This window comes from Amycolatopsis sp. NBC_01307, from assembly GCF_035975215.1.
In the GTDB taxonomy this organism is placed as follows: domain Bacteria; phylum Actinomycetota; class Actinomycetes; order Mycobacteriales; family Pseudonocardiaceae; genus Amycolatopsis.
In genome coordinates this window covers 3,572,438-3,588,503 of the sequence record NZ_CP108403.1, presented here as the reverse complement: position 1 = coordinate 3,588,503, position 16,066 = coordinate 3,572,438, and the positions used below count along the sequence as shown (strand labels likewise).

Here is a 16,066-nt window from a genome sequence, read left to right as displayed (position 1 = left end):
CCGGGCCGGGCGGTGCCTGCGCAGCCGCCGTCCGGCCCGGGTTTCCACCTGTCCGCAACCCGGAAGGAGTCTCCATGAACAACCGGCTACGAGCCACAATGGCGTCGTTCGGAGCCACGGCCGTGCTGCTGTCCGGCGGTGTCGTGCTCACCGCCCCACCGGCGGCCGCGGACACGCAGCTGTGCGACAAGTACGGCTCGCTGCGCATCCAGGGCGGCCGCTACATCGTGCAGAACAACAACTGGGGTGACGACACGACCCAGTGCCTCTCGGTGTCGGCCACCGGCTTCAGCGTGACGACGGCGTCGCACAACCGGCCGACGAACGGCGCCCCGGGCAGCTACCCGTCGGTCTACGCCGGCTGCCACTACGGCAACTGCAGCACCGGCAGCGGCCTGCCCCGCCAGGTCCGCTCGCTCGGCTCGCTGACGTCCCGGGTGGACTACGCGACCGTCCAAGCCGGACAGTGGGATGCCTCCTACGACGTCTGGTACGACCCGGCGCCCAACCCGGCCGGGCAGAACACCGGCGCCGAGGTGATGATCTGGGGCAACCACCGCGGGGCCCCGCAGCCGGTCGGCAGCGTCATCGGCACCGCGCAGCTGGCGGGCGCGACGTGGAACGTCTGGTTCGGCAACATCGGCTGGAACGTCATCTCCTACGTCCGGACCAGCGGCACCGACAGCCTCGGCGTCAACCTCACGGAGTTCACCCGCGACGCGGTGAACCGGGGCAAGATCAGCGACGCCTGGTACCTGACGAGTGTCCAGTTCGGCTTCGAGCCGTGGCAGGGCCAGACCGGGCTGGGTGTGAAGACGTTCAGCCTGTCGGGCTGAGGTCCTTCCGGAACGTCATCCGGTCCAGCCCGGGCCCGTCGTAGTCGGGCTGGACCGGCCGCCCTTCGAACTCCGCCGGCCCGGGTTCGGTGACGAACCCCATCCTGGTGTGGAACGCGTGCGAACCACTGTTCCGCGGCGACGTGATCGCCCGGACCACCGTGCGTCCGTGCGCCCGGCTGTGGGCGAAGAACCGCTCGTAGAGTTCCGCGCCCAGCCCGCTCCCGCGCTCCGCGGGGTCGACGCCGACGAAGTGGATGTAGCTCTCGTCCGGCCGCGACTGCGACAGGAACCCGATCAGGAACGCGACGATCCGCTCGTCGGCCGTCACCAGGAAACTGCTGTCGCCGAAGTGCTGGAACATCAGCTTCGGCAGGAGGAGGGCCCGTTGCCGCATGCCCTCCTCGCCGCCGAGGCCGCCCCACCAGTCGTCGAGGACGGCCAGCACGGGCAGGTGGTCGGCCGGGCCGGGACGCCGGATCCCGAGGTGCGGCCAGGGCGCGGGCAGGGGAGTCGTCATACCCGGCACCCTGCCCGCTCCGGTGCGTGCGTTCCACCGGATTTCCGGTCAGGGCACGACCTGGGCCGCACCCAGCTTCACCTGCTGCCAGACGGCGGCGGGGTCCGCACCCTGCTCGACGGCCTTGAGCGCCGGCGCGACGACCGTCTCCTGGATCTTCCCGTCACCCGGGCCCTTGTACTGCGGCTTCCCGACCTTGCGGGCCTGCGCGACGAAGACCTGCCCGCTCAGCGCGCCGCCGAAGTAGCCGTTCATCTCGCTGAGCAGGTCGGGCGAGGTGAAGGCGTCGACCTGGCTGGGGAAGTTCCCGCTGGCCCGGAACGCGTGCAGCTGCTGCTCCGGCGCGGTGAGCCAGGCGGCCAGCGCGGCGGCCTCCTTCTGGTGCGGGCTGGTCGCCGGCACCGTGAGGTAGGAGCCGCCCCAGTTGCCGCCGCCGTCCGGGAAGGCGTCGGTGATCGCCCACTTGCCCGCGTTGGCCAGCCCGGCCTGCTGCTCGATGGCGCCGAGCATCCACGAAGGACAGACCTTCGTCGCGAACGTCCCGGCGCGCAGACCGGCGTTCCCGTCGTCGGCGAAGGCCGTCAGCCCGGCCGACTGGCCCTGCCGGACGGCGGTGGTGACCTGGTTCCAGGCGGCCGCGAGCGCGGTGTTCGTCTCGAACGTCGGGCGGTCCTGCCGGTCGAGGTAGCCGACCGGGAGCTGGTTGACCATGGCGTTGAAGTTCTGCGCGGCGGAGTCGAACCACGCCTTGCCCTTCGAGCGCTTGACGTACCGCTCGCCCGCCTTGAAGTAGCTGTCCCAGGTCGCGAACATCGTCTTCACCGAGCCGGGGTCGGTCGGCAGGCCGGCGGCCTCGAGGAGGTCCTTGCGGTAGCACATGGCGAGCGGGCCGATGTCGGTCCCGTAGCCGACGAGCTTGCCGTCCTTGCCGATCCCGGCCTCGTACTTCCACTCCAGCCAGCGCCCGGGCTTGACGTCGGGCGGGCCGATCGCGGCCAGGTCGGCGAACTTCGCCGACTGCGCGAGCACGTCGGCGAGGTGGCCTTCCTCGACGGCCTGGACGTCGGCGAGGCCCTGCCCGCTCTGCAGCTTGGCCAGCAGGTCCTGGTGGTACGGGCCGCCCTGCTCGGTCCGGACCTGGCGGATGGTGAGCCCGGGGTGGGTGAACTCGTACCCCGGGATCAGGTCGTCGTAGCCGAACTGCCCGAACGTCGCCAGCGTGAGCGTGAAGCGCTCGGGCGTGGCGGGGCCGCAGCCCCCGGTCAGGACCAGCAGGACGGCGGCCGTGGCGGCCGCCAGTGTTCTTCGGATCTTCCTCACGTGTGCGCACTCCCGATTCGCGACTCGCGCTCGCACACGAGGGTGGGAGCGCTCCCGTGGCGAGTCTTGTTTCCGTGGCCGACGGGTGTCAAGGTGGGCGACTGCGGGTGTCCGGACGGACACGGGTACGCGATGAATCGGTCAAGCCCTGGCGTCGAGTTCTTGTGGCGCAACGGGTCCAGTGGAGGAGCGCGATGAAGCGTCCGACGATCACCGACATCGCCCGCGAGGCCGGGGTGTCCAAAGGGGCCGTTTCCTACGCCCTCAACGGCCGCCCCGGCGTCTCGGAGGCGACCCGGCACCGGATCACCGCGATCGCCCGGGAGCTGGGCTGGGCGCCGAGCGAGACCGCGCGGGCCTTGTCCGGCGGCCGGGCCGGTGCGGTCGGGATGGTGCTGGACCGGCCCGCGGACGTCCTCGGCGTCGAACCGCTCTTCCTGGCCCTGCTCACCGGGATCCAGCGCGAGCTCGGGCCGGCGTCGCTGATCCTGCAGGTCGCGCCGGACCACGCCACCGAGCTGGAGGTCTACCGGCGCTGGCACGGCGAGCGCCGGGCCGACGGCGTGCTGCTGACCGGCCCGCGCCGCGACGACGACCGGATCGCCGAGCTGCTGCGGATCGGCCTGCCGGCGGTGGCGCTGGGCGGCCCGCTCGGCCGCCCGGGCGTCCCGTCGGTGCGGGTGGACGACACCGCCGCGGTCGGCGAGGTCCTCGGCTACCTGGCCGCGCTCGGGCACCGCCGGGTCGCGTGGGTCACCGGGCCGGCGGTGCTGGTGCAGACGCGGGTGCGGGCCGAGGCGTTCGCCGCGGCGGCGGAGCGGCTGGGCCTGCCCGCCGCCCGGACCGTCCACACGGACCACTCGGCCGAGGCCGGCGCGAGTGCCACCACCCGGCTGCTGGCCGCGGCCCGGCCGCCGACCGCGCTGCTGTTCGACACCGACGTCCTCGCCGTCGCCGGGCTCGCCGCGCTGCGCGAACGGGGCCTGGCCGTGCCGGGCGACGTCTCGGTGGTGGCGTGGGACGACTCGGTGCTCTGCCGCCTGGTCCGCCCGGCGCTGACGGCGGTGCGGCGCCCGGTCGCGGAGTTCGGCGCGCTCGCGGTGTCGGCGCTGCGGGACCTGCTGACGGGCGGCGACGCGGGCGACGTCCGCACGGCCCCGCCGGCGCTGATCACCCGCGGCAGCACCGGCCCGGCCCCGTCGAGTCCGTGAATGCCACATCGAGGGACACTACGTCCCTCGATGTGGCATTCACGGACTTCGGCGTCAGGTGCCCTGGCAGGTGGGCGACGGCTGGGCCGGGTTGGTGCCGGTGGTGTTGACGACCAGGCCGAAGGTGGTCTCGCCGTCCGGTGGGATCCGGCCGTTCCAATCCGCGTTGCGGACCGTGACCACCGAGCCGGACTGGCTCAGCGTGCCGTTCCAGACGCTGCCGACCGTCTGGCCCGTGGGCAGCGTCCAGCCCGCCTGCCAGCCGGAGTACGCCGTGGTGCTGTGGTTCATGATCGTCACCGTGGCCTGGTAGCCGCCGCTCCAGGTGTTGGTGATCTCGTACATCGCCATGCACGAGCCGCCGGTGGGCGGGGGCGACGTCGGGGTCGTCGGCGTGGTGGTCGGGGTGCCCGGGTCGTGCACCCCGGTGACCTCGCCGTGCCCGCCGTCGAACGTGACGTCCGAGCAGCCGTAGAACGTCTCGGCGCTGTCGGAGCGCTTCCAGACCGAGTAGATGACGTGCCGGCCCGACTTGCCCGACGGCAGCGCGCCGGTCCACTTGTACTGGCCGTCGACGGTCCCGACCTGCCCGGTCACCGCCGGGTGGTCGACGGTCAGGAACGGCTGGTCTTCCAGCGAGTCCCAGGTCAGCGGCAGGCTCGGGTCCCAGCCGTCCTTGGTCACGTAGGTGTAGAACCAGCCCGGGTGGGCGGCCCACGCGTTGTAGGAGAAGTCGAACGCCGACCCGGCGGTGAGGTGGGTCAGCGGCCAGTCGCCGACCTGGTCGAACCCGGCGTAGTTCGGGTTCCCGCCGGAGCACAGCTTCCCGTCCGGGATGAAGCCGCGGGTGCGGCCGGCGCCGTCGGAGCGCAGCACGGCGAACCAGTTGTACAGCGAGTTGGCGCCGCTGGTGGCCACCGCGGCCGAGCAGGCGGGGTTCTGAGGGATGATCTGGCCGGTCGAGCTCAGCCCGTCCTGCCAGCACAGGAACGTCCGGCTGCCCGGTTTCATCAGCGCGCCGTGCGCTTCGGCGGTGCCCGTGGTCAGCAGCACGGCGGTCAGGCTCGCCAGCAACACGGTGACGGCGGCGAGGATCGTACTTCGTCTCCTGGTCACGTCGGTCCCTTCGTCGGGTACGTGCGTCGAAGACTGGGAGCGCTCCCATTACAGGGTACGCGGTGGCGGCGGCTCGCGGAACATCCGGCGAGGGGGCGGGTGACCCGCGCCCGAGCTTTGGCATACCTTGGGAAAGGCGGCCGATCACCCGGGCCGGCCGGTCGAGAAAGGCAAGGTTGTCGGAAAGTGGACATTCCGTCTTCGGTTCCCGCCTGGGTGCGGGCCGAACCCGCCCGGCTGCTCGGTTTCGCCGCTCCGGCGGCCCACCCCGCGGGCGGCTTCGCCTGGCTCGACGACAGCGGGCACCCGGTCCTCGACCGGCCCGTCGAAACGTGGATCACCTGCCGGATGACGCACGTCTTCGCGCTCGCCGCGTTGCAGGGCGTGCCGGGGGCGGCCGCGCAGGTCGCGCACGGCGTCGCGGCGCTGACCGGGCTGCTGCGGGACCCCGAGCACGGCGGCTGGTTCGCCACGGCGACCGCGGCCGGCCCGGTGGACGCGGAGAAACGCGCGTACGAGCACGCGTTCGTCGTGCTGGCGGCCACGAGCGCGGTGGCCGCCGGAGCCGACGGAGCGGACGCGCTGCTGGCCGAAGCCCTCGACGTCGTCGACCGCCGGTTCTGGGAAGCGGGGCCTGGCCGGGTCGCCGACGTCTGGGACCGCGGCTGGACGCACCTGGAGACCTACCGCGGCGCCAACGCCAACATGCACACCGTCGAAGCGCTGCTCGCTGTCAACGATGTCACCGGCGACCCGGTCTGGGCCGCCCGCGCGTTGTCCATTGTGGAGCACCTGGTGCACGGCGAGGCCCGCGCGCACGGCTGGCGCCTGCCGGAGCACTACGACGCGGACTGGCACGTGCGGCTGGAGTTCAACCGGGACGAGCCCGCGCACCCGTTCCGCCCGTTCGGGGTCACCATCGGGCACCTGCTCGAGTGGTCCCGGCTGGCGGTGCACCTGAAGCGCGCGCTCGGCGCCGCGGCACCCGAGTGGCTGCTGCCGGACGCGGAGGCGTTGTTCGCCACGGCGGTGCGGGACGGCTGGGCCGTCGACGGCCACCCGGGCTTCGTCTACACGACCGACTTCGACGGCGTCCCGGTGGTCCGCAACCGCCTCCACTGGGTGGTGGCCGAGGCGATCGCCGCCGCCTGGACGCTGCACCAGGAGACCGGCGACCCGGAGTACCTGGCCCGGTTCGAAGAGTGGTGCGAGCACGCCGAAGCGTGCTTCGTCGACCGCGAACGCGGGTCCTGGCACCACGAGCTGGACCCGCGCAACCACCCCGCCGCGACGGTCTGGGCGGGGAAGCCGGACGTCTACCACGCCTACCAGGCGACGCTGCTGCCCGTGCTGGCGCCGGGGGTGTCGTTCGCCGGGGCGCTGTCCCTCGACCGGGGCGCGGTCGCCGAAGGAAGCTGATCACGCCCGTAGACTGCGGGAGCCTTTTCCCTCCCGACAAGGAGAACCATGTCGCCTTTCGCCGCCGCCGGAGACCGCTACGCGGGCATGCCGTACCGGCGGGCCGGGCGCAGCGGGCTCAAGCTGCCCGCCGTGTCGCTCGGCCTGTGGCACAACTTCGGGGACGACAAGCCCCTCGACGTCCAGCGGGCGGTGCTGCGGCGGGCGTTCGACCTCGGGGTGACGCACTTCGACCTGGCCAACAACTACGGCCCGCCGCCGGGCGCGGCCGAGGCGAACTTCGGCAGGCACTACGCGGCCGACTTCCGGCCGTACCGCGACGAGATCCTGGTGTCGTCCAAGGCGGGCTACCTGATGTGGGACGGCCCGTACGGCGAGTGGGGTTCGCGCAAGAGCGTCCTCGCGAGCCTGGACCAGAGCCTGGCCCGCACCGGTCTGGACCACTTCGACATCTTCTACTCGCACCGGCCGGACCCGGACACCCCGATCGAGGAGACCATGGGGGCCCTGGACACGGCGGTGCGGTCGGGGAAAGCGCTCTACGCCGGCATCTCCAACTACTCGCCCGAGCAGACGGAAGCCGCGCTGCGGGCGTTGCGCGAGCTCGGCACGCCGCTGCTGATCCACCAGCCGTCGTACTCGATCCTGAACCGCTGGGTCGAGGACGGCCTGCTGGACACCCTGGCCGAGCACGGCGTCGCCTCGATCGCGTACTCGCCGCTGAGCCAGGGCCTGCTGACGGACCGCTACCTGGACGGCATCCCGGCCGACTCCCGCGCCGCGGGGGCCAGCCCGTTCCTGACCCAGGACCGGATCACCGAGGAGACCCTGGGCCGGATCCGCGCGCTGAACGACGTCGCCAAACGGCGTGACCAGTCGCTGGCGCAGCTGGCGATCGCCTGGATCCTGCGTCGCGGCCGGGTGACGTCGGCGCTGATCGGGGCGAGCAGTGTCGCGCAGCTGGAGAACACGGTCGCGGCGGTGGCGAACCTGGACTTCACGGACGAGGAGCTGGCGGAGATCGACCGCATCGTGGCTTAGCAGCCGATCCGGGCGGGGCCGGTGGCGACGTCGTCGAACCACAGCGTGTCGGGGTCGGTGCCGTAACTCTCCCAGCCCAGGCGCAGGTCGGTGAGCGACGGGTGCCAGGCCCGGGCGAGCCACTGCTGGTCGACGTCGGGGGTCGGCACGCCGTCGACGACCAGGCCGGGTACCTCGGCGCCGTCCAGCCAGGTGCGCAGCTGCCCGCCGGGGCCGTCGACCTCGAACTCGAAGCACGACCAGGTCCCGGTGGCCAGCGGCACGCTCTGGGCGACGCCGGCCGGGCTCTGCGCGGGCAGGGTCGCGTCGTCGGACTCGCGGTTCCACTGCAGCGCCCGGTTCTGGCCGCCGGCCCGCAGGTCGCGGCCGCCGTCGGCGGTGTCCCGCATGGCCAGGAACGCGACGTGCCCGGCCGGCAGCGGTGTCGTGTGGCGGACCCAGAACCGGCCGTACCGCACGCTCCCGGCGGCCAACGTCGTGCCGAGGAAGGCGTGGTTGCAGTACCCGCCCTGCCCGGTGACCTTGACCGAGCGGGTGCCCGAGTGCGCGACCGTGCTGTCGACGGTGACCGTGCCGGTGCCTTGGCAGTTCGCCGCGCCGACGGTCCACCGGCCGCCCGGTGTCGTGCCGGTCTGCTGCTCGAAGTCGTCGCAGACGTCGGCGCACCCCGCGGGCGGCGGCGAAGAAGTGGTGGTGGTGGTGGTCGAAGTGGGCGGGGCGTCGCCACCGCACGAGACGCCGTTGAGCGCGAAGTCGGTGGGCACCGGGTTGGTACCGGAGTAGGTGCCCTGCAGGCCGAACGTCACGGTGCCGCCGGCGGGCAGGGACGCGTTGTAGGACAGGCTCTCCGCGGTCGCGGCCGTGCCGGACTGGTGGACGGTGGCGTTCCAGGCCGACGTCACGGCCTGCGTGCCCGCGTAATGCCAGGAGAGGGTCCACGACGAGAGCGCGGTGGCGCCGTTGGTGACGGTGACCTGGGCGGTGAACCCGGTCGCCCACTGGTCGACGCGGTAGTCGACGCCGCAGGCGGGGGCGGCGGCGGCCGGACCCGCGGCGAGGACCGCGGAGGTGCCCGCCGCGGCGAGGCAGAGCCCGGCCAGGGCACCGGCGAACCTCTTCATCGGGCTTCCTTTCCCGGTGAACGGGACAGCGGACACGAGCAGGGGCGCCGTAGCGGAAGCCACGGCGCCCCTGGTGTTTCGTGGTCACGGTCTGGTGATCGTGACCTGGCATGGGAGCGCTTCCAGCCGACGAGAAGGTAACCCCGCCGTATCGTCGTTGTAAAGCGCGACCCGGACGCGGCCCGACCCGGTGGACGGCTTTCCGGGGCCGTTTCCCCGGGATCGGCCACTGAACACTCCTGAACGGCCGAACCCGTTGGCGGCAAAGAAATGTCTCCGTCGCGCTGCGCCACCGGCGGGAGCGGGCGGATGCCGCCGTTGGAGTGGATTCCGGGTTGTTCGCGGGCGTTCGCCACGAGGTTTACAGCCGCCGGGCCGCGCGGTAGCGTCCACCGGTGCTGGGAGCGCTCTCATATCCAGGTCGTGCACAAAGGAGTGATCGATGCGTTCCGGACCAGCACTGCTCGGCGCCCTCAGCGCGCTCGCCGTCGTCGGCGCGACGACGGCCTTCACCCTCGGCACGCCGTCGCCCGCTTCGGCGGCGACGGCCTGCGAAGTCGGCTACACGGTCAACGACTGGGGGAGCGGCTTCACCGCCAACCTCACCCTGAAGAACCTCGGGACGGCACCGCTGTCCGGCTGGCAGATCAGCTACGCCTACACCGGGAACCAGCAGCTCCAGCAGGGCTGGAACGCCACCTGGGCCCAGACGGGCAAGACGGTCACCGTCACCCCGGCGGGCTGGAACGGCACCGTCGCCCCCGGCTCGTCGATCACCGCCGGGGCCAACTTCGGCTACAGCGGCACCAACACCGCGCCGGCGTCGATCAGCGTCAACGGCGCGCCGTGCGGCGGCACGCCACCCCCGACGACGACCCCGCCGCCGACGACCGTCACCACCACCCCGCCACCGGCCGGGGGCGCGCCCGCGCTGCACGTCGCCGGCAACCGGCTGGCCGACTCCGCGGGCACGCCGGTCACCCTGCGCGGGGTGAACCGCTCCGGCGGCGAGTTCGCCTGCGTGCAGGGCAACGGCATCTTCGACGGCCCGATGGACGCCGCCTCCGTGGCCGCCATCAAGAGCTGGCACGCGAACGTCGTGCGCGTGCCGTTCAACGAGGACTGCTGGCTCGGCCTGCCGAACGTCGAGCCCGCCTACGCCGGCGCGACCTACCGCACCGCGCTCAAGTCCTATGTGGACCTGCTGCACCAGAATGGACTCGTCGCGATCCTCGACCTCCACTGGACCCAGGGGGTCTACACCGGGAACTCCTCGGCGTGCACCGACGTCAACTCGACGTGCCAGAAGCCGATGACCGACGCCGCACACGCGGTGGACCTGTGGACGTCGGTCGCGACCGCGTTCAAGGGTGACGACGCCACGATCCTGGACCTGTTCAACGAGCCCTACCTCGACCGCGCGGTCTCCGGCTCGGCCGCGGCCTGGACGTGCTGGCGCGACGGCGGGTCGGCGTGCACCGGCATCAGCTACGCGGTGGCGGGCATGCAGACGCTGGTGAACGCCGTCCGCGCGACCGGCGCCACCAACGTGCTCATGCTCGGCGGCCTGGCCTACTCCAACGACCTCACGCAGTGGCTGCAGTACAAGCCGAGCGACCCGGTGGGCAACCTCGTCGCGTCGTGGCACTCGTACAACTTCAACACCTGCGGCTCGTCCTCCTGCTGGGACGCCCAGCTCGCCCCGGTCGCGGCGGCCGTGCCCCTGGTGGCCGGCGAGATCGGCGAGAACGACTGCGCGAGCGGGTACGTCACCGGCCTGATGGACTGGCTCGACCGCCACCAGGCGTCCTACCTCGGCTGGACCTGGAACACCTGGAACTGCTCGACCGGGCCCGCGCTGATCTCGGCCTACGACGGCACGCCGACGGCGTTCGGCGCCGGCGTCCGGCAGCACTTCCTCGCCGCGGGCTGACCCGCGTCCACCGAAGTGTGAGAAGTTCGTCCGGCGCTGCGCGCGGACGTCCGCACATGCATAATGGCGGAGGCGGGTTCGCCCGCCCCGTGGTGCCGGCCGATGACCCCCAGGTCGGCCGGCATCACCCTTTTCCTGCCTCGTTCCGCCCCTGACGGCGATTTCAGGACGTGAGCCGCACCTTTGTCACATCGTGGGCCGTAACGGTCACGCTGCGGTACTGTCGACCGGTGCACCAGTACTCCGGAAATCGTTGGATGAACGATGAGTCGACAGGTCAAGCCAGGGAGTAAGCCCTACCGTGCACAGCTGCGCGATCGCTTGGCCGCCCTGGGGTTTCCCGACGAGGTGATCCCGGCGCGCGTGGCGGAGAACCTGATCGTCGAATGCCGGGTCCCGCCCCGCACGGCGTGGCGGCTGGCGTCCGAGTTGTCGCTCGACGTGGCGGCGCACCAGTACAACACCCTTACGGGTGACCCCCGCGCGGGTATGCGCGGGACCCGTATCTGGGAGTACGAGCAGTGGCCCGACCGCGGCGTCCGGCCCACGTTCGCGGCGCTGCGCGTGCTGGCCCAGGTGTACGGCACGAGCTGGAAGTCCCTGCTCGGGCTGCGCGACCTCGAACAGCTCCCGCCGAAGGACCTCGCCGAGTACCACGCCGACGTCGAGTCGGTGGAGCAGGTGGCGCCGGTCGCGCCCGTGGCCGTCGTCCCGGTCGCCGCCAAGGCCGCGGCACCCGTGCTGAGCTACCCGATCCGCTCGATCGTCCACGTCGACCCCGGCGCGGACACCGAGGTCGGGGTGACCTCGCTCGACGACGCCATCCTGCTCACCACGACCAACGTGGACGAGGTCCAGCTCGACGACCTGTGGTCGGACCTCAACTTCCTGGGCAGCGCGTACACGCGGACCGCCCCCGACTCGGTGCTGGGCCAGCTCGCCGTCGTCGAGGAACGCACGGCCGCGCTGCTGAAGGGCCGGCAACGGCCGAAGCAGACCCAGGACCTGCTCATGGTCGGGGCGAAGTGCGCCGCGATGATGGCGTGGATCGCGGGGGACCTCGGGCGCTACCGGCTTTCGCGCGAGCTGAACTCCGCCGCCTGGCTCTACACGCAGTACGCCGACGACTTCCTCGCCCGGCGCTGGGTCCGCACGTCGCAGGCGCGGGTGGCGTTCTGGGCCGGCAACGGCGTGGAGTCCGCGAAGCTCGCCGCCGACGGGCTCAACTACCAGGTCGGCGGGCGGCTCACCGACGCGCCGCTGATCCTCGCCGAGGCGCGCGGGTGGTCGTCCGTGCGGGCCGAGCCGCAGGTGCTGGACGCGATCGCGCGCTGGACCAGCATCGAGGACCCGGAGCTCGGGGCCGGCGGCGAGGACCAGTTCTTCAACATCACGAAGGACCGCCGGCACTACATGGCCGGCACGTCGCTGCTCTCGGTCGGCCAGGCGTCGGCGGCGTTGCGCGAGTTCGGGACCGCCCGCGAGGCCTACGAGCGGCTGTCGCTCGAGAACCGCTGGGAAGCGATGGACCCGATGATCCGGATCGACATGGGCCGCGCGCACCTGCTGCTCGACGACCTCGAGGGCGCCGCCGCGCAAGTGGAACCGCTCTTGATCGCGGATGTGAGCAGACAGCCGGACATGGTGCGTGCCATGCTCAAGGTCCTCGCCGCCGAGCTGTCCGGTCCGCGCTGGCGCTCGGTCCCGACGGCCCGGAACCTCGCGGAGGCCCTTGTGGACGCGCAGGCGTCCACGCGGGAGTGACGCTCGACCCGATCCCGGATGGAGGTGCCGATGGCAGGACCTGATGGTTCTGCGTGCCGGGCACCCCACGACAGTCCTGCCGAACCGGCCGACGCCGCCCCCGACTGGGCGTTGCACGGCCGGACACGCCGGCAGGTCGTGGTGGTCGCCGACCGCTTCGCCAGGTTCGCCCGCGGTGACCAGGTGTTCACGGTGTCGGGGCTGCTGGCCCTGATGACGTCCGACGGCCCGGAGGTGGCCGGCTGCAGCTGGGTCGTGCACCCCGGCCAGGGCATCGACGGGACGGACTGCGACCTGCTGGAAGCCGCCGCCGAGAAGAGCGGCGCCACCGTGTTCCTGGCGGACCCGGACGCGTTCCGGCCGCTGCCGGTGGCCCCGGCGATCGTCCACAAGCACCGCGCCGAGAACGTCCTGCTCGCCGGCGTGCACAGCCCGGAGGTCACGCTCTGTCAGGCTGACCTGCGTGTCCACCGGGACAACGAGCTCGTCCTCGATCACCACACCGGCGAACACGTGCAGGGCATCGTGATCATCGAGGCGATGCGCCAGATCTGCATCGCGCAGTTCGAGACCGCGGTCCGCCCAGCCTTGACCTCGGCGGGCTACGCGGGGGTGTGGAAGCGGATCGACATGTCCTTCGAGGACTTCCTGTTCCCGCTCCCGGCCACGGTCGAGTCGCGCATCGAGGAGTCCGACCTCGAGCGGGCGCACCACCTGAAGTTCCGGGCCACCGCGGTGGTGCGCCAGCACGGGCGCACCGTCGCCACCGCCGGCATCGACTACGCGATGATCCGGCTGGAACGCATCGACACCCTGGAACGCCGCAAGGCCGACCAGGCCACCCGGGCCTACCTGGGCTGAGTCAGGCACCAAACACCACTGCGGAAGGAACCCCACAACGATGTCCGACGTGCCGGAGCAGGACCGCGCTGCCGCGTCCTTCGCCCAGGGATTGGAACTGATCCAGCAGCTCGGCGGGGTGGACCGCCCGGCCGTGCTGGACCTGTTCGAGAGCATCGGCGAGGCGGAGTTCGGCGAACAGTGCGTCGGGTTCATCTACGGCGACGTCTACCACCGCCCCGGCCTCCCGCTCCCGGACCGGCAGCTGGCCACGGTCGCCGCGCTCATCGCGCTGGGCTACGCGGGCTCGCAGCTGCAGTTCCACGCCAAGGCCGCGCTGAACGTCGGCTGCACCCGCCGTCAGCTGGTCGAGACGGCCATCCAGATCAGCTCGTTCGCCGGGTTCCCGGCGACGCTGAACGCGCTGGGGGAGCTGAAGACCGTGTTCGCCGCCCTGCCGGCGGAGGAACCCCCGACGGGGGAGGCGGCCGACGTGCCGTGGGCCGGCATCGAGGACCGCTACGAGCGCGGCCTGGCCGCGATGAAGGCCGTCGACGGCGACGCGGGGGAGAAGGTCGCCCAGGCGCTCGAAGACATCGCGCCCGACCTGGCCCGGTACATCGTCGAGTTCACCTTCGGCGAGATCTACACCCGGCCGCACCTGACCCTGCGGCTGCGCGAGATCGTCACGATCGCCGCGTGCGTGGCGCTCGGCACCGCGACCCCGCAGCTGAAGGTGCACCTGCACGCCACGCTCAACGTCGGCGGCACCGAGAAGGAGATCGTCGAGACGATCCTGCACCTGGCCTTCTACTGCGGCTTCCCGGCCGCGCTCAACGCGATCGCGGCCGCGCGGGAAGTGTTCGCGCAGCGGTGAGCGCCCTGCGCAAGCTCCGCGTGGTCGCCCTCGACTGCGACGGTGTGCTCATCGACGACACCTACCTGGACGTGATCGCCCGGTTCGTCACCGACCACGGCGGGGTGTACGACGCCGAGGCCGAGCGGGACGTGATCGGGCTGCGCGACCTCGTCGTCGCCGAGAAGGTCACCCGGCTCTGCGCACTGGACCAACCGGCCGAGGAGACGCTGAAGCAGCTCTGGGCCGCGCGGCAGGAGTACCTGCGGGAGCACCCGATCCGGGTGGCCGAGGGCGTCCAGGACTGCCTGACGGCGTTGAGCGGCCTGCCCGTGCGGCTGGTCTGCTACGGCGGGCGCACCCGGGAGCACACGTTCGACCGGTACCTCGGCGACTTCACCGCGCTGCTCGACGCCGAAGTGCCGTACGTGAGCATCAACGAGCACCGGCCGGGTGTCGAGCACATCGCCCGCACGGTCTTCGACGTCGCGTTCGACGAGATCGTGTTCGTCGACGACGTCAGCCGGGTGGCCGCCGACGCCCGCGAGCACGGCGCCGGCTTCCTCGGGTTCCCGTCGAGCCCGGCGCACGCGCGGCAGCGGGAGTTCATGGCCGGGCTCGGCGTCCGGCACCTCCCGGCGTCGCTCGCCGAACTGACCCCGGATCTTCTCGTGATGGTCGACGAAGAGCTGGCGACTTCGACACACTGGCCCTGTTGATGGGTTTCCCACCTCCTTGGAGCCGCTGTGAAGTACTTTTCCCTGCCGCGTCCCGGCGCCGGACTCGTCCTCGGCGAGCGTGACGCCCCCGAACCCGGCCCCGGCCAGGTCCTGGTCCGGTTGCACGGCTGGGCGGTCAACGCCCGCGACCTGATGATCCTCAAGGGCTTCTACCCGAAGCCGGTCAAGCCGGACGTCGTCGCGCTGTCCGACGGCGCGGGCGAGGTCGTCGGGGTCGGTGACGGCGTGCGCGCGTGGTCGGCGGGCGACCGGGTGGCGGCGACGTACTTCCCGAACTGGCTCGCGGGGCCCGGCACGCCGGAGAAGACGGCGGACGACCTGTTCGGCTCGCTCGACGGGACGCTGGCCGAGTACGCCGTCTTCCCGGAGGACGCGCTGGTGGCCGTCCCCGCGCACCTGGACTACGCCGAGGCCGCGACGCTGCCCAGCGCCGGCGTGACGGCGTGGCGCGCGGTCGTCGAGGAGGGCGGGGTGTTCCCCGGCCAGACGGTGCTCACCCTGGGCAGCGGCGGCCTGTCGACGTTCGCCCTGCAGTTCGCAGCGCTCGCCGGCGCCCGCGTCATCGCGACGTCCAGCTCCGACGAGAAGCTGGCGCGGCTGCGTGAGCTCGGCGCGGCCGAGACGATCAACTACACGACCACCCCGGAGTGGGGCCTCGCCGCGGCGGAGCTGGCCGGCGGCGGCGTCGACCACGTCGTCGACGTCGGCGGGGGCGGCACGATCGGCCAGTCGATGCTCGCCGCGCGCGTCGGCGGGCACGTCAGCGTCGCTGGCGTCCTCACCCACGAAGGTGCCGCGGACCCGGTGCTCGTGCTGGTCAAGCAGCTGACCCTGCGCGGGCTCACCAACGCCTCCCGCGAGACGTTCCAGACGATGAACCGCGCGATCGAACGCACCGGCCTGCGGCCCGTCATCGACCGCCGGTTCGCCTTCGACGACGTCGCGGCCGCCTTCAAGCACCTGGAGTCCGGCGCCCACGTCGGCAAGGTCGTGCTGGAAAGCGCGTGACCGGGTAATTTTTGCCGGCCCGGCTGGGTAGTTCTGCACCTCGATCTACGATTTCCGCAGCTCAAGCGGGGTGCGCGGGGCCGAAAAACTGCCCTCCGGGCAGGAATGGCGGCGGATGCCGGTACCGAGGAAAGTGGTACCCGACAGACATCGGACATCGCCCGAGCAGGCTGCGGCTGCTCGGCCCGACGGTCCGGTCTGGGGGCGCGGAGGGGGTTCAACCACCTGGGGGTGGGTTGAACCCCCTCCTGCTGCGTCCGGACCCCTTCTGCCCTCGCCCGGCGTATAACGCCGAATACGTCCGGTTGCCGCCCACCGGTTCCGGGAGCGCTTTCACAAAT

Annotated in this window: 14 protein-coding genes; 10 read left to right on the top strand and 4 right to left on the bottom strand. The window is 72.0% G+C overall.

Annotated features, from left to right (window positions below):
• The first annotated feature begins 74 nt into the window (after positions 1 to 74).
• Positions 75 to 836, top strand: coding sequence for a GH12 family glycosyl hydrolase domain-containing protein (locus tag OG439_RS14855; RefSeq protein WP_326949944.1), 762 nt, complete (start codon positions 75 to 77; stop codon positions 834 to 836).
• On the opposite strand, the gene OG439_RS14850 is transcribed toward OG439_RS14855, so the two are convergent.
• Positions 820 to 1,356 (bottom strand): GNAT family N-acetyltransferase, encoded by a 537-nt coding sequence (locus OG439_RS14850; protein WP_326949943.1) that lies wholly within the window; start codon positions 1,354 to 1,356, stop codon positions 820 to 822. The two genes, OG439_RS14855 and OG439_RS14850, sit on opposite strands and share 17 nt — an antisense overlap.
• A gap of 48 nt (positions 1,357 to 1,404) precedes the next feature.
• On the bottom strand, positions 1,405 to 2,676 hold the full coding sequence (locus tag OG439_RS14845; protein WP_326949942.1) for an ABC transporter substrate-binding protein: 1,272 nt from the start codon (positions 2,674 to 2,676) through the stop codon (positions 1,405 to 1,407).
• Positions 2,677 to 2,870: 194 nt separating this feature from the next.
• Here OG439_RS14845 and OG439_RS14840 point away from each other — a divergent pair, with 194 nt between their 5' ends.
• Positions 2,871 to 3,887: a LacI family DNA-binding transcriptional regulator gene (locus OG439_RS14840; RefSeq protein ID WP_326949941.1), complete on the top strand. Its 1,017-nt coding sequence runs from the start codon at positions 2,871 to 2,873 to the stop codon at positions 3,885 to 3,887.
• A gap of 54 nt (positions 3,888 to 3,941) precedes the next feature.
• Here the strand turns inward: OG439_RS14840 and OG439_RS14835 are convergent, their stop codons facing one another.
• Positions 3,942 to 5,003, bottom strand: coding sequence for a lytic polysaccharide monooxygenase (locus tag OG439_RS14835; protein WP_326949940.1), 1,062 nt, complete (start codon positions 5,001 to 5,003; stop codon positions 3,942 to 3,944).
• 186 nt (positions 5,004 to 5,189) lie between these two features.
• On the opposite strand from OG439_RS14835, the gene OG439_RS14830 reads away from it, so the two are divergent.
• A complete protein-coding gene (locus OG439_RS14830; RefSeq protein WP_326949939.1) occupies positions 5,190 to 6,422 on the top strand; it encodes an AGE family epimerase/isomerase in 1,233 nt (410 codons plus the stop codon).
• Positions 6,423 to 6,470: 48 nt separating this feature from the next.
• Positions 6,471 to 7,463: an L-glyceraldehyde 3-phosphate reductase gene (mgrA, locus tag OG439_RS14825; protein ID WP_326949938.1), complete on the top strand. Its 993-nt coding sequence runs from the start codon at positions 6,471 to 6,473 to the stop codon at positions 7,461 to 7,463.
• Here mgrA and OG439_RS14820 read toward each other — a convergent pair.
• On the bottom strand, positions 7,460 to 8,584 hold the full coding sequence (locus OG439_RS14820) for a cellulose-binding domain-containing protein (protein WP_326949937.1): 1,125 nt from the start codon (positions 8,582 to 8,584) through the stop codon (positions 7,460 to 7,462). The genes mgrA and OG439_RS14820 overlap by 4 nt on opposite strands.
• A 442-nt stretch (positions 8,585 to 9,026) precedes the next feature.
• Between OG439_RS14820 and OG439_RS14815 the strand changes: the two genes are divergently transcribed.
• From OG439_RS14815 to OG439_RS14790, 6 genes are all read left to right on the top strand, one after another.
• Entirely contained in the window at positions 9,027 to 10,517 is a 1,491-nt protein-coding gene (locus OG439_RS14815) for a cellulase family glycosylhydrolase (protein WP_326949936.1), read from the top strand.
• Between the two features lie 321 nt (positions 10,518 to 10,838).
• Positions 10,839 to 12,281, top strand: a complete 1,443-nt coding sequence (locus OG439_RS14810) for a hypothetical protein (RefSeq protein WP_326949935.1) — start codon at positions 10,839 to 10,841, stop codon at positions 12,279 to 12,281.
• Positions 12,282 to 12,311: 30 nt separating this feature from the next.
• Positions 12,312 to 13,142 (top strand): AfsA-related hotdog domain-containing protein, encoded by an 831-nt coding sequence (locus OG439_RS14805; RefSeq protein WP_326949934.1) that lies wholly within the window; start codon positions 12,312 to 12,314, stop codon positions 13,140 to 13,142.
• 40 nt (positions 13,143 to 13,182) lie between these two features.
• The gene (locus tag OG439_RS14800) at positions 13,183 to 13,998 is read left to right on the top strand and encodes a carboxymuconolactone decarboxylase family protein (RefSeq protein ID WP_326949933.1); all 816 of its coding nucleotides are present in this window, start codon (positions 13,183 to 13,185) and stop codon (positions 13,996 to 13,998) included.
• Positions 13,995 to 14,696, top strand: a complete 702-nt coding sequence (locus tag OG439_RS14795; protein WP_326949932.1) for an HAD family hydrolase — start codon at positions 13,995 to 13,997, stop codon at positions 14,694 to 14,696. The genes OG439_RS14800 and OG439_RS14795 overlap by 4 nt, the downstream gene beginning before the upstream one ends.
• A gap of 27 nt (positions 14,697 to 14,723) precedes the next feature.
• Entirely contained in the window at positions 14,724 to 15,725 is a 1,002-nt protein-coding gene (locus OG439_RS14790) for a zinc-dependent alcohol dehydrogenase family protein (RefSeq protein ID WP_326949931.1), read from the top strand.
• Positions 15,726 to 16,066 lie beyond the last annotated feature (341 nt).